The following is a 21,760-nucleotide window of genomic DNA, read 5'->3' as shown; positions in this document are numbered from 1 at the left end:
GTTGGCCGAGCGCCTGGTGCAGCGCGCGCCAGTCGGCGATGGTCTCGACGAGCATCCCGGGTTCGGGCTCGAATCCCAGCGGCACGCCGATACGCCGGGCCGTCTCCAGGACCTGCGCACATCCGTCCACGAGCCGGTTCCAGGCGAGGGACGGCTCCGTGTGGGCGGGGCGCCCTCCGGACCAGAACGACACCGCCTCGGCGCCCAGGTCGGCGGCGATGGCGACGGCGCGGCGCAGGAAGTCCAGCCGCGTGTCCCGGTCGTCGTGGAGCAGGGTCGGGGTGTGCTTGCGCCGGGGGTCGAGCAGGTAGCGGGCGCCGGTCTCGACGACCACGGCCAGACCGACGGTGCGCAGGCGATCCGCGACCTTCGCCACGCACGGGGCCAGCCCGTCGGCGTAGGGGGCGAGGTGATGATGATCGAGGGTGAGCGCCACTCCGGCGTAGCCGAGATCGGCGATGACCTCGAGGGCGCCGGGGAGGCGGTGGTTGGTGAAACCGTTGGTGCCGTAAACGAATCTGATCATGTCGGTGACAGTTCTGATCAGGTGGCGGGCCAGCGGGACCGCCGTGGCGAGGGCGAGACCGGTGGAGGTGGCCCGGGCCCGTGCGGCGAGGGCGCCCTGGAGTGCGGGTAGGCCGACGATGCCGGAGGTGACCGCGACTCGTATGCGTTCGGCGGATGGCTCCGCGACAGCTCGGGCCTGGGAGATGCCGAACTCGGCGGCATACCAGGCACCGAGCAGCGCCTGGGCCGCGCGCGCCGGCTCATCGCCGCGGCGGGCCTGAGGAACGGCGGGAACGCCGGATCGGCTGCCGGCGGTAGCGGCTGCGAGCGCGACGGTGCCCGCCAGGGTGGCGGTGGGGAGGCGGCGGTCCGTGCCGGAGACTTCCGCGCGGGACAATGCCGTGAGGAGGTAGGTGTGGGTGACGATCGTGAGGGCGGACGGGAGCGCGGCGAGCCCCGAGCGACCGGGGACGGCCCCGAGCAGCACGTTGAGGCCGCGGCACAGGGCCATCGACGTCGGTCCCGCGGGGGTGTTCTTGGCGAGGAGGTCGTACGCCCAGACGGCGCCGGCCAGGGGCACGGCGACGGTCAGGGCGGTGCCTGGAGACACCCGGCCCGAGGGGATGGGCCGCTCGGGGCGTTCGACCGCGTCGAGGCGGCGGTCTGCCCAGTCGTTGGCGGCCATGCCCGCCCAGTGCAGGCAGACCGAGGAGCAGGCCAGGCCCAGGGTCCGGCCGCCGAGCGCCTGCCCGGCGGCGGCCCCGGCGACAACGTCGCCGGGCACGGACAGCGCGGCCGGCGCCCGGACGAGTTCGAGCAGGTCCCGCAGCGCCGTCACCGCCACACCCCTCGGCGCACCGTGCCGGAACGTCATCGCGCGGCCTCCGGCGCGTCGAGGGCGGCGACGAGGTCGTGAAGCGCCCGCCATTGGTCGGCCAGGCCGTGCGGGACCCGGCCGAGGGGGTCCTTGAAGAAGAAGCCCAGTTCGGTGAGCGGACCGGACCGCCCGGCGCGGTGGGCGGCGGCGGCCAGCCGTGCCAGGTCGAGGATCAGCGGGGCGGCCAGGGCGGAGTCGCATCCGTGCCAGGTGAACTCCATGCGCATGCGGGTGCCGAGAAAGCCCTCGAAAGTGACCAGGTCCCAGGCGGTCTTGAAGTCACCGAGGTCTTCCAGGTAGTCGATGCGGGTGTCACCCTGCGGGGCGTAGCCCAGCGTCTCCGCGAGCACGCGCTGCTTGCTCGCGGCCTTGGCCGCGTTGGCGGCCGGTCGGGAGAGGTTGGCGCCGTCGCCGCCGCCCAGCAGGTTGACCCCCGACCAGGTCCGCACTGTCAGGTTGCGCTGGGCGAACATCGGGGCGAGCACCGACTTGACCAGCGTCTCCCCCGTCTTGCCGTCGTGCCCGGCATACGGGAGGCCATGTTCCCGGGCCAGCCGGTCGAGCGCGGGCAGGCGAGCGCCGGTCGAGGGGGTGAAGTCGACGTAGGGACAGCCGACGAGCAGAGCGGCGTAGGCGGCCAGCGCGCTCGGCGGAAGGACGGGATCCGGGCCCGCGAGCGCAACGCCCAGTGCGTCGAGATCGGCATGGGCGGGGTGCTCCGGTGGAGCGGGCTCCGTGGACGACATGTTGATCACGACAATGCGGTCCAGGCCGTACCTGAGCCCGAAGCGGTCGAGGTCGGCGCCGATGGCGCGGGCCGCCTCGGCCTGCGTGGCGGCGGCCGGGAGTGGCCGTACATCCTGTTCGATTCCGAGCAGCTCGCCGCGTACGGCATCGGCCAGCGCCGCCGGGACGACTCCCGCCTCCGCCAGTGCTTCGGCCTTCTTTTCCAGGCTGACCGAGGAGATGTCGTGGCCGCCGAAGACCAGGTCGCCGATGCCGGGCCGGACACGGCCGCGCAGTTCGGTGGACTCCAGGACGCACCCGGTCGGCGCAGCCAGGCCGGCCCGTACCGCGAGTGCTCCGATCATGCTCGTGACGGCGACCGAGCCCCGCGCGCCTATCAGCCATACTCCGGTGCTCATCTGACTCTCCTTCACGTGGGCGTGCCCGAGTGACGGTTGCCGACCGCGATGCGCGCCCGGCAGCCGTCCGGCGGCGGTTCATTCAGTGGAGAAGGCGGCGTCGAACGCCGAGGAGGGCGGGGTGATCGCGTTGTAGGCGCGGATGAGCGCCAGCGCGTCCGGCGGGCCGTGCAGCCGGTCCATCCCCGCGTCTTCCCATTCGATGGAGATCGGGCCGTCGTAGCCGATCGCGTTGAGCGCGCGGAAACAGTCCTCCCACGGCACGTCCCCCGCCCGGTGGACACGAAGTCCCAGCCCCGGCGCAGATCTGCCCAGGGCAGGTGCGACGAGAGCCGGCCGCGGCGGCCGTCGCCCACGCACATCGAGGTCGACACCGTCCAGGGCGCGCACGCCGGGGAACTGCTTGACGATTCCTCGCATGACGAGGAGGGGCGCCGATTCGGAAGATAACCGCGGCACAGGGGCCTCCTGGGGATGTGGGTCAGGCCGGGGGAGGGATCCCGTCCGCCTGAAATGGCGCCGGCGGCACTGCAGCAACGCACCGAGGTTGCCGTCTCCCAACAGCCAGACAGGGGACGGAGGTTCAGCGGGGCGGGGAGAGGATGTGGGATCCCGTCTGCCTTGGGAGGCGCCGTGGCCACGGTGCCCGCGTTGGGCGGGAAGCAGCACGAGGCGTGGCTCCGGACAGGTGGTCAGGCAGGCGGGACATTCAGGGAGAGGGGGGACAGGCGGGTGCGAGGTCGGGAAGACGGGGTCTCATCATTGTTCTGTCCAGGGCTCACGGCGGAATGACGGCGATGGTGGTGGGGTCGGCAAGCACTCGTTCGACGGCAACACCTGCCGCCCCCCGCGAGGCAGCGCCGAAGCCGAGATCGGAGGGAACGAACCTGCAGCGCTCTGTGGCTGCGTCCATGCCGAGGCGCTGCCAGGTGGTGGCACCCCCGGGTGTGGACAGCCGTGAAGTCCCTGGTAAGACGATTCTCACCACAAGATCGTCCACGTCGGCCGAGCACCAGCAGATGTCAGTGGAAGCTCTTTCGGACAGTAGCGACCAGCGACCTGGGAATGATCGATGGGTGCTGAACGGTCGGTCCGCGGCAGTGGCTCACGCGTCCGCCGCGGACCGGGGGTGGGTCAGCTGAAGACCTGTACTTCGGCGAGTGACAGGGGCCGGTCCGAGCCGACCAGTTGGACGCGGATGTAGCGTGCGTCGCGGCCGACGGGCAGGGTCAGCTTCTGGCCGACGGCGTCGGTCTGGTACGAGCTCCACACGCCGGGCTGGTTCTTGGTGACCTCCGGATCCGTGGAGGTGAAGGGAGTGTCGGAGGCGAACACGTAGAAGTCGTGGAGCCGGTTGGAGCAGCAGTCCGTCCGGTTCGACAGTTCGATCGTGCCGACGGACTGGGGCTTGCCCATGTCGACCTGCCACCACGGGTTGGTGTCCAGTGGTTTGTCGGAGGTGTGGGTGACCGAGCCGGAGTTGAAACTACCGTTGGTGTTTGCGTCGACGGCCTTACTGGCCTCGGTGCCGGCCTGAAGGGTGCTCGACTGGGTAGCGGGCTTGTCGTAGGCCAGGTTGATTCTCATGTCGCCGTCCTGGTGGACGGAGAGGGTGGAGATCGCCGGAGGGAGTGCCCTGGACGCGGTGATCCGCAGCCGGAGCTTGGTGGTGGTGACCGGGTTCGGCAGCTTGAGGAGGCGGCGGTAGCCGATCGTGGTGCCGTTGCCGACTTCCTTCCAGGAGTCGCCGACCCAGGCGTCCACGGCGAAGCGCGAGACGCGCTGTCCGACCTGGATGTTCTCCTGCAGGTTCACCACGTTGAACGTCTTGGCCCCGTGGAGGTTCAGCACGAGGTTCCCGGTGGTGCCGGTGGGCTGCCAGGCGGTGGCGTCGTCGGTGTCCAGCACGTTGCGAGCGAGGTTGCCCCTGGTGTGAAAGGTGCCCTCATCGTCATGCGCCGACGCCCCTGCGGAGGTCTTGACCTGGACCGAGCGGATCCAGTCGCCGAACTCCTTCATCCGGGAGACCGCCTCGTCGGGGAACCGCCCGGTGTTGTCGGGTGCCACGTTCAGCAGCAGCTGGCAGTTCTTGCCCACCGAGTTGAGGTACATGTTCTTCAGCGTGTCCAGCGAGACGGGCCGGGCGTCCTTGTCCCAGAACCAGGACGGGGCCTGGAGCCGGCCGTCGCACTCGCCCGGTTGCCAGCGCAGCAGCTTCCAGCTGCTGCTGCCGTTGGTCTGTCGTCCGAGTACCGCGTCGCTGCCCAGGTCGGCGGCCGTGTTGTAGCCGGGCACGCGCAGCACCCTGTCGGCGGCGGTCGCCGGATCGGCCGGGTTGCCGTAGAAGTCGGTGTTGTACGGGAGCGGCGACCACTCGCTCGTCCGGTTGGTGAGACCGGACTCGTTGCCGGACCAGCGGACGTCGGGACCGCCGTCCTGGAAGACGGCCGCGCCCGGCTGGAGGGTGCGGATCATGGTGACCCAGTCCGTGAAGTTGTACTTCTGGTTGGTGTTGGGCCAGGGATTGGCGCCGTCGAGCCATACCTGGCTGATCTCGCCGTACTTGGTGAGCAGCTCGTACAGGGTGTTCATGTAGTAGCGGTTGTAGTCGTCGGCGGTGAAGTTGAAGGTCGTGCCGTTGCCGTTACCCTTGCTCGGGATCCGGGTGGGCTGCGGGGTGCTGCCGTTGCCGTACCGGCCGTCCTCGCCCCTGGTCCGGTACTCGTGGCCGTCCGCGGGGGAGAGGTAGAAGCCGACCTTGAGACCGTACTTGCGGGCCGAGTCGGTGAACTCCTTGAAGACGTCGCCCCGGCCGTTCCGCCAACTGCTGGAGGCCACCCCGTGATCGGAGTATTCCGAGGGGAACAGCAGCATGCCGTCGTGGTGCTTGGCGGTGAGGATGACCTTCTTGAAGCCCGCCTCCTTGAACGTCCTCGCCCACTGGTCGGTGTCCAGGTGGGACGGGTTGAAAACGTCCGGGTCCTCAACTCCCGACCCCCACTCCACACCGGTGAAGGTGTTCGGGCCGAAGTGGATGAACCCGGTCAGCTCCTCCCGCTGCCACGCCAACTGCCTCGCCGACGGCGTGACGGACGCCGCCTTCTCAAGGATCTGCGCCGGCGTGTCGGAGCTGTTGATCTCGACGACCGGATTCGGCGCCGCCGCCGCCACGGGCGGCGCCTTGGGGGGTGTGGCCGCGACGGCGTTGCCGCCGAGCGCCGCGAACATGCAGAGCGAAGCGATCAGGGGCCGCCACACGCGCCGGCGTGTGACTGGTTGGCCGATGGGTCTCTTGGACATGCGTCCTGCTCCTCCGGATCGGGGTGGAGTGCGTTGCTTCGGTGCGCGAACACGGTAGGGCCGAAGATACATCCGATCAATACTTCTGACGTAACTGCTCCAAAGTCGTATGTCTCCCGAAAGCTTCGATGAAGCAATCAAATTAGTCGGACCAATTGCCCCTGCGGTGACCATCGTTGGACCAATCGGCGCCGACGGCGGCATTGACACGGGTGGCTACGACGCCGCGCGCGTTGTCTCTCCCGGACGGGCGTCGCGCGGATACGCAAGGCCGTTCGCGCGCGGCTACTTCCCGTCAGAGACCGCTGCCCTCAAATGCGTCTACATGGCGCTGATGAGCCTCGACCCGACCGGCAAGGGCCGGCGTCGCTGGACGATGCGCCGGAAGGCGTCCCTGGACGCCTTCCAGATCGCCTTCGAAGGCCGACTCACCCCGGCCAACAACTGAACCTCAACAACCAGAATCAGCCGCTAAATTGACACACCCGCACTAGGGCTTGGGACTGGGGGCGGTCTGCGCGCTCGCCGTGGAAGAGCAATCGCAAGGGCCTCATCGTGTTCCTCACGTGAGCTGGCGGATAGAGGGTCGCGGTTGGGAAAGGTCACGGCGTCACGACGTGTACGCGCTCACGCTCCAGAGCGAGTACCCCCACGCGGTGCCCCGCTGCGTACCGAGGATCCGCAGGTACCGCCCGTGGGCGCCGAGCGAGGTCAGCTCGTCCGTGCCCCCGTCCCCGTCGCCCACGGTAAGCACCGTCGTCCACTTGCTCCCGTCGGCCGACGTCTGCACCTGGTACGCCTTGGCATAGGCGGCCTCCCAGACGAGCCGTACGCGGCCGACGGGCAGGTCGGCGCCCAGGTCGACGCTGATCCACTGCGGGGTGTCCGTCCGAGTACTGGACCAGCGGGTCGCGGCGTCGCCGTCCACCGCGTCGGCGGCCGGGAAAGCGGGGGTCTCCAGCGAGGAGGCGGTGGCCGGGCGGCCGCGCGCCAGATCGTCGGAGTACACCTCGACCTCGTACAGCGAGTAGCCGTAAGTCGTGGCTCGCTGAGTGAGGTTGAGCCGCACATAGCGTCCGGATCCCTGGAGCCCGGACAGGTCCTCGATGCCGCCCTTGCCGTCCGTCACCGTGCGGACAGTGGTCCAGGTGCTGGCGTCGTCCGAGACCTGCACCTGGTACGCCTTGGCGTAGGCGCCCTCCCACGTGATCCGCACCCTGCCCACCGGCTGGCTTTCGCCCAGGTCGATCCGCAGCCACTGCGCGTCCGACCGGGTGCTGGACCAGCGGGTACTGGGCTCGCCGTCCACGGCGTTGAAGCCGCTGAGGTAATCCGTGCCTGTGACCGTGAAGTTGGGGGTGAGCACCGGCTCCACGCTGGAGACCGCGACGGGCCGGTGCAGCGCGAGGTCGCCGTGGAGCGGGGTCCCGGGCCAGCCCGGTGCATGTCCCACCGCGCCGATGACCTGCTGGAAGTCCGCGTACGAGGCGACCGGCTTCGGCGAGCCCCACAGCTGCTGGGCCATCACCCGCAGCGGCTTCACGATGCCGCCCGCCACCTGCTGCTCGGTCTCCGCCCCCGGGTTGTCGCACCAGACGTGCAGTTTCGAGCCGCGGTTGCGGGAGGGGTCGCTGACGGTGCCGCCGTTGTCGAACAGGTCCGGCTGCCACTTCTCGTACAGCTTCGCGGTCGGGGGCTTGTAGCGGCCGAGCACGTAGTACGTCCACGAGCGGGGCTCGTTGGTAACGGTGTGACCGCGGTCGGTCAGGGCCTGCGGGGTGATTCCGGCACCCGACCAGTTCTCGACCAGGATGTCTGAGGCGGGCGTGATGGTGCCGTTGCCGCTCTTGATGCCGTCGTTCCACATCCGGGTCTGCTTGCCGGTGGCGCGGACGACGCCGTTGGCCCAGTTGATGAAGCCGTAGTAGGTGTCGGCGCCGGTGGCGGACGTGCCGTAGTGGGCCTTCGCGTACGTCTCGAGCTGAGGGAAGGCCGCATAGTCGTGGACGTACTCGTCGGCGCCGATGTGGAACCACGGCGAATCCGGGAACAGCGCCGCGTACTCTTCGACCAAGTCCTTCAGAAGCGTGTACGTGGCCTCTTTGGTGAGGTCGATGAAGCTGCTCTGGGCGACGCCGTCCTTGGACACGAGCTGGAGTTCGGGGTGGGCGGCGAGGACAGGCGCCATGTGGCCGGGCATGTCGATCTCCGGCACCACCGTGATGTGACGTCGGCCGGCGTAGGCGATCAGCTCGGTGATCTGTGCCTTGGTGTAGTGCTGCGCCGAGACGACCTCGGGGTGCTTCTCGCTCTCCACGCGGAAGCCTTGGTTGTCGGAGAGGTGCAGGTGCAGGTAGTTGAGCTTCAGGTAGGCCATCTCGTCGATCTGCTGCTTCAGCCAGTCGACGGTGAAGTACTTGCGGCCCACATCGAGCATCAGCCCGCGCTCGGGCTTGGCCGGCCAGTCGCGCGCGGTCCCGGCGGGGATGGTCAGGCGCTGGCCGAGCAGTTGCAGCACGGTACTCGTGGCGTTGAACACCCCGTGCTGCGTAGGCGACTTGATGGTCAGGGTGCGGCCCGCCGTCAGCGTGTAGCCCTCGCTGCCGAGCTTGCTGTCCGCAGGATTGAGGGCCAGGGTGATGTCGCCCGGCCGTGCCCTGGCCGGCGGCTCCTTGACCACCGGTACCTCGACGTTTGTGCGCTGGGCGAGCTCCTGCGCGAAGAGCTGGGCCTCGTCGGTGAGATCCTTCGCCAAGCCGGGGTGGACGAGCAGTCGGGTGCCAGGCCCGAAGCTGTACGCGCCGGGCTCGCCGCTCCACTGCTGCAGAGCGGGGATGGTGCGAGGCACGGGTGCGGTGGGCGCGGCGGCTTCGGCACCGGGTGCGGCGGAAAGCAGGGCCGCCGCACCCACGGCGGACAAGCACGCCGCTGCCGCCCGGCGCAGGCGGGCGGCCGGCCGCTGTCTGTCCGGAGCCGCCGGAGCGGTCGGGAGGGGGAAGTGCATGGTGTCTGTGTCTCCTGTCAGTCGGGCAGACTGCCCGTCAGGTGGACAGGCAGTCCGGGGCAGTCGGTCGGGCGAGCCGGGTGCCCTCCGTAGAGGGGGCTCCTTTCGTGGAGGATCAGGGTCCGTTTCGGTGGTCCGCTGTGGCGCTGATTAGAGGTCTAGACCTCTTTGTTTTTAGCGTTCCCGTCAGGTCCAGGTCAAGGAGTAGCCGTGGCGGGTTCACGCCTGTCGCGGGGAGACCGCCGCCGCGAGATGCGCTCGCGCGGCGGCAGCCCGGTCGGGAGCTGGGTCAGACCCTGGTTCTGGGTGTTTCTGTAGGTCCGCTCCGGGATCCGGTCCTTCACGGCCTGCACGGCCTTCTTGAAGGGCCGGGTGTAGACGTATCGCTTGTTCGTGCCACGTTTCCGCTGGCGGCGGATGTGATGGCCGAGAAAGTCGAAGCCGTCATCGAAGTGGACCACACGGGTCTTCTCAGCGGAGAGTGCTGATCAAGGTCGAGTACATCCACCGCAACCAGTTCGCCACCCGCGCCGAGACCCGGCTGAAGATCGCCACCTGGATCACGGACTTCTACAACCCGCGCCGCCGCCACAGCGAGGTCGCCGCCCTACCGCCAATCAAGTTCGAACGCACCATCAGCGAAGCACGAGCCTGCTCTCCGGCTCCGGCTTCACCCCGGCCTCGAAGGTCAAGATCTCCGGAACTCCTGCGACCACGACGACCTACATCTCGTCGAACTACCTGACCGCCACCCAGCCGGCCGGCACCGTCACCGGGAACGTGACCGTCACCACCGCTCCCAGCACCAGCGCGATCACTTCCGCATCGTTCACCTACGACCCGAGCAAGAACATCGCACGCGGCAAGACAGCGGCCAGTCCTCCACCTACACCGACTCCGGAGCCCCGGCAGGCGGCGCAACGGCGTCCCTCGCAGTCGACGGCAACACCGACGGTAACTTCTCCCATCCCTCTTCTTCGGAGGGAATCCCCGCCTTCGGGCGGGGAGGGAGTCCGGTCCTGAACCCTGCGGCGGGGAGTGCCGCGGTTTCGCTTCGGAATGCCTCGCCCGCGGAGCCGCGTTCAGTCGGGCCGTTTCGACCTCGGCAGCTCCCACCTTCTCGACAGCATCAACGTGTTCAACCGCACGGAGTGCTGCGCGAGCCGGGACTCCGACTACTGGGTGTTCGTGTCCGACAGCCCCTTCAACACCACGCTGACACCCGTGCAGCAGGCGGCGAAGTCCGGGGTGTGGTCCAGCCACCAGACCGGCCAGGCCGGCAACCCGACGGTGATCCCCGCCAACGCCACCGGTCGCTACGTCATGGACCAGCACTCCGGCACCAACCACCTCGCCCTCAGCGAAGTCCAGGTCCTCGGCTGACACAGGCACCAACCTCTCGAACCTCCGCGCGGCAGCACGGGGGAAGTCAACGCACGACGCCCAGCCGTGCCACCCTTCCCCGCCCGCCCGTCCCATCACGACCTCGTTGTAGAGGGCGGGCGCAGCGACGGCCGCCTCCAGCAGTGCCGTGGAGTGCCCCCCAGACACCCTCCGGACGCAGGCCTTTGAGCGACAGGAGGAGGTGATTGTGCAGCAGCGGCGAGATCCGCGGCGTCCGCATGAGCAGGCGCCGGAGTATCGTCCGTGCCATGTGCCGCATGCGCGGCGTGATGCGAACCTTCCCTCTGTGCTGATCGTCTCCTGCACGATCCACTCGCTCCAGCGCCGGCAGTGAAGAGGAGGCCGCCGCCGCGAGCGGCATGGCGCGTGTCGTAGCGGCCCAGGCCGCGCTGCTCCGCAGGGCGTTGAGCGGTCGGCTGGTGGGCGCAGCGAGCGCGAGCAAGAAGTCCGGCCGTCCATAGCTCCTTCGCGAATCGACTCCATGGCCCGTCGTCCGGCACGAGCCCATACGGATGCCCTTCATTGGTCCTATCTATCGACTTCCCTGTATCCGGCAAGCGCCCTCCCGAGCGGCTTCTAGCCTGAATTTTCTGTTCTATGCCTGGACGTCAAGGCATCGAAGTGCCTTAATACATCCGATGAGTTGCTGGCTGTCGCCCGCGGGACGGTCGCGGCGCAATCCGCCTCCGTACGCAGGTCCGCTCCCTGGGCCCGTGCACTGCCTCCCGGGCACCGGGAACCGCATCACCCCCACCCCCGACTTGGAGCGTGACATGAACAGAATGACGTGTGCGGGAGACGGGACGGCCCGTCATGAATAAGAGAGCTGCTGTGCGGCGTCCGGCCGCCCCCTGGGCGTTCGCCGTCGCCACCGGCCTGGCCGCCGCCCTCCTCGTTCCCGCCTTCGGCTCCGCCGCCGAGGCCGCCACCACCCCGATGACCCTTTACGCCGCGCCCGACGGCGAAGGCACCAGCTGTACGCAGACGGCGCCCTGTTCGTTGTCCGGCGCCCAGACCAAGGTCCGTGAAGCGGTGGCCGGCGGCAGTGACGTGGACGTCGACGTCAAGCTCCTGGACGGCACGTACCGCCTCGGCTCGACCTGGAAGTTCGGCGCCCAGGACTCGGGTACCGCCGGGCACCCCGTGGTCTGGGAAGCCGCGGACGGCGCGCGTCCGGTAATCTCCGGCGCGACCCGCATCCACAAGTGGACCGAATCTGACACCGCGGGCCTGTGGTCGGCCTCGGTACCCGAGGGCAGTGAGTCCCGTCAGCTGTACGTCGACGGCCGCCAGGCGCCGGTCGCCCAGTCCACCGCCGCTCAACTCGGTTTCAACGGCAGCTGGACCGGGACCACCGACGGCTACAACATCAGCGGGGACAGTGCCGCCAAGTCCTGGTTCGGCGCGCTGAGCGCCGACGAGCTGAAGCGGGTGGAGTTCGACTACCCGGGGGGCAACGGTCCCTGGACCGAGTCGCGCTGCCGTGTCGCCGGTTACGACAGCGCCACGGCCGTGCTCACCATGACCCAGCCGTGCTGGACCAACACCACCCGGCGCGCCTCGTTCAGCCATGCCAGCGGCGGCCTGCCGTCGATGAACCCGGGGACCAAGCCCAGCGTCGTGGCCAACGCCAAGGCGCTCATCCGGCCGGGCCAGTGGTACCTCGACCCGGCCGCGAGCAAGCTGTACTACAAGCCGCTGCCCGACGAGTCGCTGCAGAGCTTCGCGGCCGAGCTGCCCCGTCTCGAGTCGCTGCTCCAGGGCGCGGGCACGCTGGCAAAGCCGGTGCACGACCTCACCTTCAAGGGGCTTCAGTTCTCGCACGCCACCTGGAACGGCCCGTCCGGCGCGGCCGGCTTCTCCGATGTGCAGAGCAACCTGCGGATGACCACCGCCCCGGCCGGCGGGTCCACCCGGGGCAACCAGGCCATGTGCCAGTTCTCGACGCCCGCGGGCAGCTGCCCCTGGGGCGGACTGACCCAGCCGCAGGCCAACGTGGCCTTCAGCGCCGCGCGCAATGTCACCCTCACCGGCAACCGCTTCGCCGAACTCGGCGGCGCGGGCCTGAGCGTGATGTACGGCTCGGTCAACACCCGTATCCAGGGCAATGAGTTCACCGACATCGCCTCGACGGGCCTCCTGCTCGGCTGCACCTATGACCCGACGCCGGTGCTCCCGGTGGGCGCGACCAGCGCGCAGCTGTCGCCGCCCGAGGGGATCAAGCAGAACTGCACGCCGGACCCGGCCGCGGTCAGCGATGACATCATCGGCGCCAACGAGATCCTGACCGACACCACCGTCTCGGACAACATCATCCACCGCGTCGGTACGGACTACACCTCCGCCTGCGGTATCACCCTGCTGTTCTCCCGGGGCACCACGATCACCCACAACAACCTCTACGACCTGCCCTACACCGGCATCACCGCCGGTGTGATCCAGGGCCATGTCGACCACGCCGGGGACGCGCAGAACGCGGTCAACATCAACGAGAACAACACCATCAGCAACAACCTCATCCACGACTGGATGAAGAAGCGCCACGACGGCGGGGCCATCTATGTGGAGGGCCACCAGGCCCAGTACCGGGACGCGAACGGCAATGCCGTCCCCGCCACCGGTGCCGTCGACTCCGCCCAGACCCTGGCGCACGGCCTCCAGGTGAAGGGCAACGTCGCCTACCAGAGCCCCGCTACCAACTTCACCTACTACGACGACGCCGGCTCGGAGTGGATCAACTGGCAAGGGAACCTGGCGTTCAACGCCGGTCCCAGAGGGCAGGGAGGCTGTTCGTCCACCGGTCATTTCTGGATCAGCGACAACTACTTCTCGGGCCGCACGGAGGCCTACGCCTGCGCACAGCCGATCGACACACACGCATCCAACAACACGACGGTGACCTCCACTCCGGGCCCCGGCGACCTCTCCGCCACGCCCACCGCGGGGAAGATCCCCGAGTCCCTGTTCACCTCGGCCGGAGTGAGCGACGACTACGCGGCACTGGTGAAATCCGTCGGTCCGAAGGTCTCGTACGTCTCCAAGGCCGACTCCGACAACCAGGTCCTGGTGGCCGGTGAAGGCTTCGGCGCCAACCCGAAGGTGTACGCGGGCACCAGCACGCTCAAGAACCGCGATGTCCGGCGGCTGTCGAGCGGCTTCCTGATCGCCACCGTGCCGGCGGGTACCCCCACCTACCAGGTCTCAGTGGGCCGCCCGGTCGACGACCCCACTCGCGTCAACGACACCGAATCCGCCATCACCTACAGCGGTTTCAGCACTTCCTCGAACCGCGGCTACGGCGACTTCCAGGACGACATCCACTACGCCACCGCAAACGGTTCCAAGGTCACCTACACCTTCACCGGGACCTCGATCAAGGTCTACGGGGAGCGCTCCACCGACCAGGGCAACATCGGGATCACCCTCGACAACCAGCCCCAGCAGACCGTGAACACCACCCCGGACGACGGGCAGCGTCAAACGAACGTCGTCGTGTTCTCCGCCGACGGGCTCAGCCCCGGCACGCACACGATCGTCATCGAAAAGCTGTCGGGCAAGTACGCCACCTTCGACGGTTTCGGCAGCTGAACTCCGCACCCCACAGGCAGTGGAACGACCGGCACCGGGCCTTCACGACCCGGTGCCCGGTCGGCAGGTTCCAGCACCACTTCCGAACCGTCCGGCCTCCTGCGGACCGCCGTTCATCGGGGCGGCGATGCGGGCAGGCTGCCGGCGATCTGCTTCACGCGCCGAGCCTGAGGAGTATGTATGGCGGGTTCCGGTGCTGTGCGCGAATTCCTCCGCGAGATCGGCGAGAAGGCCGGCGGGAGGCGAGGATGGCCCACACGGGTGCTCAATACGCGGGCCTTCCCAGATGGCTCCCAGCGGAGGGGGCCAGTACGTCGGGCATGGTGTGCCGGCAGCCGACCGAGTGCGGCGGCCGCATCCAGGCTCCTTCCTGGTTCCGGGACCCGGGAGCCAAGCCGGTGTCGCTGGCCGCTCTGCAGAACGTGTACCTGAACTCGGTGGGCACGAACTGCCAATGGTCCCTGCCCGCTGATCCCATGCGGCCTCGAGCGGGCCGCGTGTCGTTCCACCCAGCACAGCCCATAGAAGGAGAGTCGCATGTCACATACACCCCTTCCCGCCGGCAGAGCGGACGGGAACGAATCCACAGGGTTCAGCCGCCGCGGGCTGCTGGCGACCATGGCTGCCGTGCCTGTCGCCATCGGGGTCGGCTCCCCGGCGTGGGCGCAGGCCGACGACCAGCAGACCGAGGCCGCCCGCGTGGCCGGGCTGGACCCGCAGAACACCGGAAACGTCCTCGCTTCGCTGCGCTTCGGCATGTTCGTGCACTTCAACCCGTCATCCGTCGTCGGCCGGGAAATCGGCTGGGGCCGCAACGCCTACCGCCCGGGTGAGCCGGGGTTTAACCAGTACCGCGACCCGTCGGTGAAGTCCGACCCGGTCTACGACGCCGCTTACCGCGACTTCCTGCCCGAGCCGGACTGGGCGACCAAGCTCGTGTCCACGGCCAAGGCCGCCGGCATGACCTACCTCGTCTTCACGACCAAGCACCACGACGGATATCCGAACTTCCGCGCGAACAACGTCGGCAAGTCCTTCTACCCCGACTTCCTCGAGACGCCTCTGGGGAAGTCCGGACGCGACCTGACACGGGAGATCGCGAAGGCGACCCGGAACGCCGGTCTCAAGCTGGGCCTCTACTACTCCCCACGCGACTGGACTCAGCCCGACTACGTCAAGGGTGACTACAACGCCTACTACGAGTACATGATGGAACACCTCCACCAGTTGCTCACGCAGTACGGGAAGGTCGACTTCCTCTGGTACGACCACATTCCCTACGCAGACATGTCGTCGTTCCGCCCGCCCCTGCTCAACACGATTCCGCGGAAGCTGCAGCCCGGCATCCTCGTCAACAACCGCGGTTACAACACCATGGGCTTCGAGCCGATGCCGGACACGTTGGCCGGGGACTACGACACGCCCGAGCAGGAAGTGGGCAAGTTCAACGCGACCCGCCCGTGGGAGTCATGCATCACCATCACCCCACCGGACTGGTCGTGGCATCCGAACCACACGAAGTCCGACTACTCGACAGTGGTCAGAACCATCGCCCAGACCGCCACTGGTGACGGCAACCTGCTGCTCAACGTACCGCCGACGAAGACCGGCTACCTGGAGGACGACGTCACCGCGACTCTGAAGCAGGTCGGCCAGTGGATGGGCACGTACGGGACCGCAATCGTCGGAACGCGCGGCGGGCCGTACCGCCCGAGCAAGGTGGCTGGGGCGACGTACCGCGGCAAGAAGATATACGTGCACGTCCTCGATGAGCCGTCGGGATTCAAGCTCCGGCTTCCCTGCCTCAATGCCAAGGTGCGCTCGGCGGTCACCCTCGAAGGCCAGAACGTGCCGTTCACCGAGGACGCACGAGGCGACGTGCTGCTGAACCTCAACGGGATCACCAAGCCGGGCCCGGACCTCATCGTCAAGCTCACCGTCGACACGCCGATGACCTCCGAGTACGTGACCCGCCGCGCCATCTCGTGGGACATCGCGAAGCCCAGCACTGCGAACCTCGCCAAGAGCAAGCCGGTCAAGCAGCACTCGACCGCGTACGGTGGTGTGCCCGAGCGCGCGGTCGACGGCAACACCAACGGTTCCTGGGGGGCCGGCAGCGTCACCCACACCGCCGAAACGGCGAACCAGGCATGGTGGCAGGTCGACCTCGGAGCATCGACCGACATCGGTGAGGTATGGCTCTACAACCGCACCGACACCCCGTACAACCAGCGGTTGAGTGACTTCTGGGTCATGACTTCCGACAGCGAGTTCACCTCCGCAGACCTGACCGCATCGCGCACCGCGCCCGGGGTAACGGCGGTACGGATCGCCGGACCGGCCGGCGACCTGCGTACCGTGAAGCTCAACGGCCGCGGCCGCTACGTACGGATCCAACTGGAGGCGGACAACACACCGTTGTCGCTGGCCGAAGTCGAGGTCTACGCCCGCTGAGCCGACGCACCGCGGCCGGCCGGCCGGTCGGCCGACCGGCCGCGGTGCGCATCGGTGGCTCCTCGTCACCGACCGCCACCTGCGCGGCGCGGGCAGCCCGGCCGCGGCCCTGGCGATGGTGTTCAAGCTCGCCGAGTCCGCCCAGGCTCGCTGGCGCGCGATCACCGCACCCCACTTCGTCGCCCTCGTCCGCACCGGCGCCCCGATTCGAACGCGGAGTCCTGATCGAGCGTGAGCACAAGGCTGCGGCATGAGTCAGCGAAAGGAAGGCCCGCTGCTGTTCCTGGACGTCGACGGAGCTCTCCTGCCGTTCGGCGACGTCTCGCAGCGCGAGCCGTCAAGCACTGCGACAGATTCGCACCTGACGCGGCTCGACCCGCGCCTCGGGCCTCGCCTCGCGGCATCGCCGTGCGAGCTGGTCTGGGCCACCACCTGGGAGGAGGAGGCGAACACCGACATAGCGCCCCGACTCGGCCTGCCGCCCCTGCCGGTCGTGCACTGGCCGGAACACTCCGACGCGCATGAACGCGAGGACCAGTGGTACGGACTCCATTGGAAGACCTGAACCCTGGCGGCATGGGCGGACGGACGTCCGTTCGTCGGGGTCGACGACGAGAGCACCGACGCCGATCGAGACTGGGTGTCCACCCACCACCCGACCCCCGGCCCTCCTCCACCGCATCGCGTCGTCCCGCGGCCTCACCAATGAAGACTTCGCAGTCCTCGATCAATGGCTCCGGGCCCACTTGTGGCTCCCCGCGGTGATCCACAGGAATTGACGATTGCTCCTGGATCACGTTCTGGTCATGAACGAGGCTCACGCCCGACACGTTCTCGCTGACTTCCATCGGCACCACAACACGCGTCGGCCCCATCCGTCCCGGAGTCAACTGCCGCCCGACGCTCAGGATCAACCCGCCACTGCGTACGATCTGGGCAGCCGCAGGCTCCTACGCACCCGCGTCCTCGGCGGCACCCTCAACGAGTACCGCTACGCCGCTTGACTAGCAGCGATGACTTTGCGAGCCCGACAGGTCTGAATGCAGGTAGCACCGCACTGACCGACAGCTCGCGCGGCTGATCACGGGCCGTGGTCGACGGCAACACGGCCGCAGCCGCATCCCAGCAGCAGCGCGCCTCAGCATGAACCACGCACACATCCGACCTATCTTCGAACTCCTTCGAATAGATGCGCATACGCTCTGCTCTGGGTGCAGATACTGACACCCTGGGATTCGACTGGTGAAGCCGCCTCACCGCACCACTCCTTGGGATTCACCGCGTAATTGGCGGATCGTCGGCCCGACAGGAAAAAAGTCCAAGGGGCTCCACAGCGCTGTCCATGGTCCGATGAATCGTCACATCTCAGACTGACCCTCACGCTTGGACCGCATCCCACCCGCAGGAGGGAACCACCCCATGGACCAGCAGGAATCCACCGACCCGGGCCCCAGCCGCCGCACCGTCCTGAGAACCACCGCGGCCGCAGGCGCCGTCACCGGAATCTGGGCATCGGGGGCACTGCCCGCATGGGCGTCCGACCGCCGCGGCGAGCTGGTCTCCGAAACCCTGACGGTGACCGTAGATCCCGACTTCCCCCGAGTTGTCGGCTACCGCTGGACAGCCACCGGGGACACCCTGGGCGGCGCAGTCGAATCGGTCCGTACCGTACGCATCAACGGCAGCGACTACACCCCGGCCGTCACCTCGCAGCTCTCCGCGGACCGGGCCGCCTACCGGATCTCCGTCCCCGACCTGGACGTATCCGTGGACGCCGAACTGACCCTCAAGGGCGACGTCCTGCGCTTCAGGGCCGTACGCATCACGGAGCGCGGCGCCACCCGCATCTCCACCTTCGGAATCCCCGGCCTGGGCCTGGTCTCCGCCTCCGCCGCCCAGCAGGCCGCCCTCTCGCACTGCCCCCTGACGTACGGACTCGGCGGGCCCGAGCCCGCCGACGTGTTCGTCGCGTCAGCCGACGCAACCGCCGACGCCACCTGGCGGCGCACCTCCTACGCGATGCTCGACACCGGCCGGCTGGCCGCCGCCGTCGAGTCGTTCACCTGCGCCCGGGACCGGCTGATGTACCGCACCTGCGATGTCGCCGGGGTCCACCACACGGAGATCGCAAGTGGTGAATGGGTCTACCGGGGCGCGGACGGCAAGGTGTTCGGCCTGCCCGAGGCCGCGGTCGTCGTCACTGCCGACCGCAACGGCGACGGCGTCGCCGACTGGCAGGACGCCGCCATCGCCTTCCGTACGATCATGCGCAACCCGTACGCGGACGACTGGAGCCGCACCCGCGTGGTGCAGGGCATCGCGATCAACATCGCCAGCAACGCGGACCAGCCCTTCCTCACCACGCTCGACGAGATCCGCCGCACCTACCTGCACACGGACGGGCTGCCGCAGGCGATCCTTCTGAAGGGCTATCAGTCCGAGGGGCACGACAGCGGTCACATGGACTACGGGGGTCACTACAACACCCGGGCCGGCGGCCTTGAGGCGCTGCGCACGCTCACCAAGGAGTCCCGTCGCTACAACGCGGCGGTGGGAGTGCACATCAATGCCTGGGAGGAGTATCCGGAGTCGCGCAGCTTCCGCTGGGACCGCAGCAACGGCGTGGCCGACCTCGGCTGGCGGTGGATGGACCAGTCGTGGCACACCGACACGGTCAAGGACCAGGCGACCGGGGCGTTCGCGAAGCGGTTCGCCGGACTCACCGACGATCTGCCGCACCTCGGCTTCGTCTACTCCGACACCTACTGGACCGGCGGCTGGGCCCCGGCCCGCCAGGGGCAGGTGATCACCGGCTCGGGACTGCCGCTCGGCGGCGAGGCGGACGCCCAGTTCGAGCGGGACAGCGTCTTCACGTACGCGGGACAGACCGGCAGTGGCCTCAAGTCGAAGATTATCCGGTTCATCCGCAACCACCAGCGGGACGCCTGGAATCGCACCTCACTGCTGCGCGGGGCGGACAACACCCACTACATGGGCTGGCAGAGCCAGCAGAACCTGAAGAACTGGCTGAAGGCCACCTTCACCGTCAATCTGCCGACGAAGTTTCTCCAGCACTTCGAGATCCAGCGGATGACCGCCCATCAGGTCGACCTGACGAGCGGCGTCTCCGTCAGCGACGCGACCGGCACGGCCAGGATTACCTGGAACGGGCGGCTGATAGCGGACGGCACGACCGTCTTCCTCCCCTGGGAGCCCACCGACGAGGCCGATCCGCGGAAGATCTACCACTGGAACCCCTCGGGCGGCGCGACCAGTTGGCAGGTTCCGGCGAAGTGGGCGCAGTGCGAGACCGTCGGCCTCTACCGGCTCGGCGAGGACGGCCGCACCCATATCGGCGACCTTCCCGTCACCCGCGGCACCGTCACCGTGACCGCCGACGCGGCCACCGCGTACGTCCTCTATCGCACCGCGCCGTCCTCACTGCGCGACCCCGACTACGGCAGGGGCGGCCTCCTCGCCAACCCCTCCTTCACCAGCCGCACCACCGACGGCTGGACGGTGCCCGACTCCGGCCAGGTCACCGTCACCGACGACGGCAACGGTCTCCCGTATCTGCGGATCGCGGCGACCGGCGCGCGCACCGCCGCCCAGCGGCTGGCCCGCCTGACTCCCGGCACCTACTCCGCCTCGGTGTGGGTACGCATCACGGGAACCCGCAAAGCCGCCCTGACCGTCAGCGGCCACGGCAGCCCGGAGACCACCGTCTGGGCCACCTCCTCACCGCTGACCCACAAGGTCAACAACGCCCGCTGGTACCGCACTTCGTTCCAGCGGATGAAGGTGCTGTTCACCGTTCCCGGGGACGCCAGGGGCACGGCTCTGCTCACCCTGTCCGCCGAGGCGGGCGCCGAGGGCACCCGGGTGGATTTCGCCGACGTACGGGTGGTCGCGAACGAGGGCGCCGATCCGGCGTACGGCGGCCACTGGTTCGCCGAAGACTTCGAGCACGTGGACGAGGGCTGGGGTCCGTTCGTCTACACGGGCGGGGGCGAAGGCAACCGCACACACCTCTCCGAGACCCACGAGAACTACACCCGTGACACCGTCAGCGGCCGCTTCTCCCTCAAGACCCTCTCCGACAGCACGGGGGTCGTCTACCGCACCATGCCGCAGACCCTGCGCTTCGCCCCGGGCCGCGCCTACCGCATCCGCTTCTCGTACCAGGCGGACCCCGGATCGGACTACCGCGCCGTCGTCGCCCGGGACCGCGGCTCCGCCATCACCGAGGACCTGCTGCCGCCCACCACCACCCGCGCCCTCGATGCCGCACCGCCCAACACACTTCCCGTTCCCGCTGGTTGGGACGACAGCCTGCCGCCGCAGCACTCGGCCACACACCGGGTGTACGAACAGACCGTGACCACCGGCGGGGCCGGCTGCGGCGACATGTGGTTCGGCATCAAGCACAACCGGGGCAACGCCTTCGTCCTGGACGACCTGGTCGTCGACGACCTGGGCCCGGCCGACACGGGCGCCCTCTGCCCCACCGCACCGCCCGCCCGGGTCGCCGTCGCCCCGACCCTCTACACGCGCGGCGCTTCGGGCACAGTGAAGGTGAGCTTCGCCAACAGCACCGGCACCCCACTCTCCGACGTGGTTCTCACCCTGGACGCCCCCGGGGGCTGGCAGGTCACCCCGGACCGGCAGTCCCTGGACACAGTGGCCGACGGGGCCACCGCCACCGCCGAGTTCACGGTCACCCCGCCCGCCGCCGACCTCGGGGAGTCCGCGGGCTCCGTACGGGCCCGAGCCGAATACCCGCTCGCCTCGGGCACCGCCGTCACCACCACGGCCGTCCCAGCGTCCCTGCCGCTGGCGCGCCTCTCCGATGCGTACAACAACACCATGATCGCCCGCGACGCCCATCCGGCAGAGGGCTCGTTCGACAGCGGCAACAGCTACTCCGCCGAGGCGCTGATGGCGGCCGGCGCCGCGCCGGGCGCCCAACTGACCGTCGACGGCCTGTCCTTCACGCTCCCCGACTACGGTCCGGGCCGCTGGGACAACGTCGCGGGCGGCGGCAGAGAGATCGCGCTGAGCGGCCGCGCCCGCGAGATCGGCTTCCTCGGCGCCTCGGCGGGCGGCATCACCGGCCAGGTCACCGTCCACTACACGGACGGCACCACCGACACGGCAAACCTCTATCTGCCCAACTGGCTTACGGACGCCCCCACGGCCAACGGAGCCCGCATCGCCGTCACCACCGACCACCGGGTCGCCCCGTCCGGCCCCGCCAACTACGGCCTCAACTACCGGCTCTACGTCAACACCGTGCCCGTGAACCCCGACAAGGAGCTCCACTCGCTGACCCTCCCATCCCAGTCCACACTCCACATCCTCGCCCTGACCCCACGCCGCTGACCCGACGAACGGCCGGAGGCCGGCCCCCACCCGGGACCGGCCTCCACCTGCTCACTGACCGCGCCTGCACCAGCACCTACGCCTTACGGACCTTGCCCT

Annotated in this window: 11 protein-coding genes and 5 pseudogenes; 10 read left to right on the top strand and 6 right to left on the bottom strand. The window is 68.8% G+C overall.

The features are described 5' to 3' along the window. Positions 1–16 precede the first annotated feature (16 nt). From ACFU8W_RS32645 to ACFU8W_RS32630, 4 genes and pseudogenes are all read right to left on the bottom strand, one after another. Positions 17–1,381: pseudogene (locus ACFU8W_RS32645) on the bottom strand (TIM barrel protein); the annotation flags it as partial. Next, positions 1,378–2,529: an inositol-3-phosphate synthase gene (locus tag ACFU8W_RS32640; RefSeq protein WP_384044852.1), complete on the bottom strand. Its 1,152-nt coding sequence runs from the start codon at positions 2,527–2,529 to the stop codon at positions 1,378–1,380. The pseudogene ACFU8W_RS32645 and the gene ACFU8W_RS32640, both read right to left, overlap by 4 nt. A gap of 78 nt (positions 2,530–2,607) precedes the next feature. Then, positions 2,608–2,879: pseudogene (locus ACFU8W_RS32635) on the bottom strand (sugar phosphate isomerase/epimerase family protein); the annotation flags it as partial. A gap of 784 nt (positions 2,880–3,663) precedes the next feature. Further along, positions 3,664–5,829, bottom strand: coding sequence for an alpha-L-fucosidase (locus tag ACFU8W_RS32630; protein ID WP_384044849.1), 2,166 nt, complete (start codon positions 5,827–5,829; stop codon positions 3,664–3,666). Between the two features lie 255 nt (positions 5,830–6,084). Here ACFU8W_RS32630 and ACFU8W_RS32625 point away from each other — a divergent pair. Then, positions 6,085–6,277: pseudogene (locus tag ACFU8W_RS32625) on the top strand (IS256 family transposase); the annotation flags it as partial. A gap of 162 nt (positions 6,278–6,439) precedes the next feature. Here ACFU8W_RS32625 and ACFU8W_RS32620 read toward each other — a convergent pair. Together ACFU8W_RS32620 and ACFU8W_RS32615 are read right to left on the bottom strand one after the other, a co-directional pair. After that, on the bottom strand, positions 6,440–8,833 hold the full coding sequence (locus ACFU8W_RS32620) for a family 20 glycosylhydrolase (RefSeq protein WP_384044847.1): 2,394 nt from the start codon (positions 8,831–8,833) through the stop codon (positions 6,440–6,442). Positions 8,834–9,030: 197 nt separating this feature from the next. Further along, positions 9,031–9,294 carry a hypothetical protein gene (locus ACFU8W_RS32615; protein ID WP_384044844.1) on the bottom strand — a complete coding sequence of 88 codons (264 nt, stop codon included), beginning with the start codon at positions 9,292–9,294 and terminating at the stop codon, positions 9,031–9,033. Positions 9,295–9,314: 20 nt separating this feature from the next. Here ACFU8W_RS32615 and ACFU8W_RS32610 point away from each other — a divergent pair, with 20 nt between their 5' ends. The 9 genes and pseudogenes from ACFU8W_RS32610 to ACFU8W_RS32570 all read left to right on the top strand — a co-directional run bounded on the left by ACFU8W_RS32610 (position 9,315) and on the right by ACFU8W_RS32570 (position 21,661). Beyond that, positions 9,315–9,578, top strand: a complete 264-nt coding sequence (locus tag ACFU8W_RS32610) for an IS3 family transposase (protein WP_384044841.1) — start codon at positions 9,315–9,317, stop codon at positions 9,576–9,578. Further along, the gene (locus tag ACFU8W_RS32605) at positions 9,485–9,856 is read left to right on the top strand and encodes an IPT/TIG domain-containing protein (protein ID WP_384044972.1); all 372 of its coding nucleotides are present in this window, start codon (positions 9,485–9,487) and stop codon (positions 9,854–9,856) included. Before ACFU8W_RS32610 ends, ACFU8W_RS32605 begins: the two co-directional genes overlap by 94 nt. A gap of 36 nt (positions 9,857–9,892) precedes the next feature. Further along, a complete protein-coding gene (locus tag ACFU8W_RS32600) occupies positions 9,893–10,216 on the top strand; it encodes a hypothetical protein (protein ID WP_384044838.1) in 324 nt (107 codons plus the stop codon). Positions 10,217–11,050: 834 nt separating this feature from the next. Then, complete coding sequence (locus ACFU8W_RS32595; protein ID WP_384044835.1) at positions 11,051–13,825, top strand: hypothetical protein; 2,775 nt, start codon at positions 11,051–11,053, stop codon at positions 13,823–13,825. 537 nt (positions 13,826–14,362) lie between these two features. After that, positions 14,363–16,279, top strand: coding sequence for an alpha-L-fucosidase (locus tag ACFU8W_RS32590; RefSeq protein WP_384044832.1), 1,917 nt, complete (start codon positions 14,363–14,365; stop codon positions 16,277–16,279). Positions 16,280–16,361: 82 nt separating this feature from the next. Then, positions 16,362–16,533, top strand: a pseudogene (locus ACFU8W_RS32585) (IS256 family transposase); the annotation flags it as partial. Continuing rightward, positions 16,530–17,058: pseudogene (locus ACFU8W_RS32580) on the top strand (HAD domain-containing protein). The pseudogenes ACFU8W_RS32585 and ACFU8W_RS32580, both read left to right, overlap by 4 nt. Before the next feature lie 27 nt (positions 17,059–17,085). Continuing rightward, positions 17,086–17,283, top strand: coding sequence for a hypothetical protein (locus ACFU8W_RS32575; protein WP_384044829.1), 198 nt, complete (start codon positions 17,086–17,088; stop codon positions 17,281–17,283). Positions 17,284–17,698: 415 nt separating this feature from the next. Continuing rightward, positions 17,699–21,661, top strand: coding sequence for an endo-alpha-N-acetylgalactosaminidase family protein (locus tag ACFU8W_RS32570; protein WP_384044827.1), 3,963 nt, complete (start codon positions 17,699–17,701; stop codon positions 21,659–21,661). The last annotated feature ends 99 nt before the right edge of the window (positions 21,662–21,760 follow it).

Origin of the sequence: Streptomyces sp. NPDC057565 (assembly GCF_042801455.1) — a bacterium.
GTDB classification, from domain to species: Bacteria; Actinomycetota; Actinomycetes; order Streptomycetales; family Streptomycetaceae; genus Streptomyces; species Streptomyces yanii.
The sequence above is the reverse complement of the archived record's forward strand: the minus strand, read 5'-3'. Positions and strand labels throughout refer to the sequence as shown.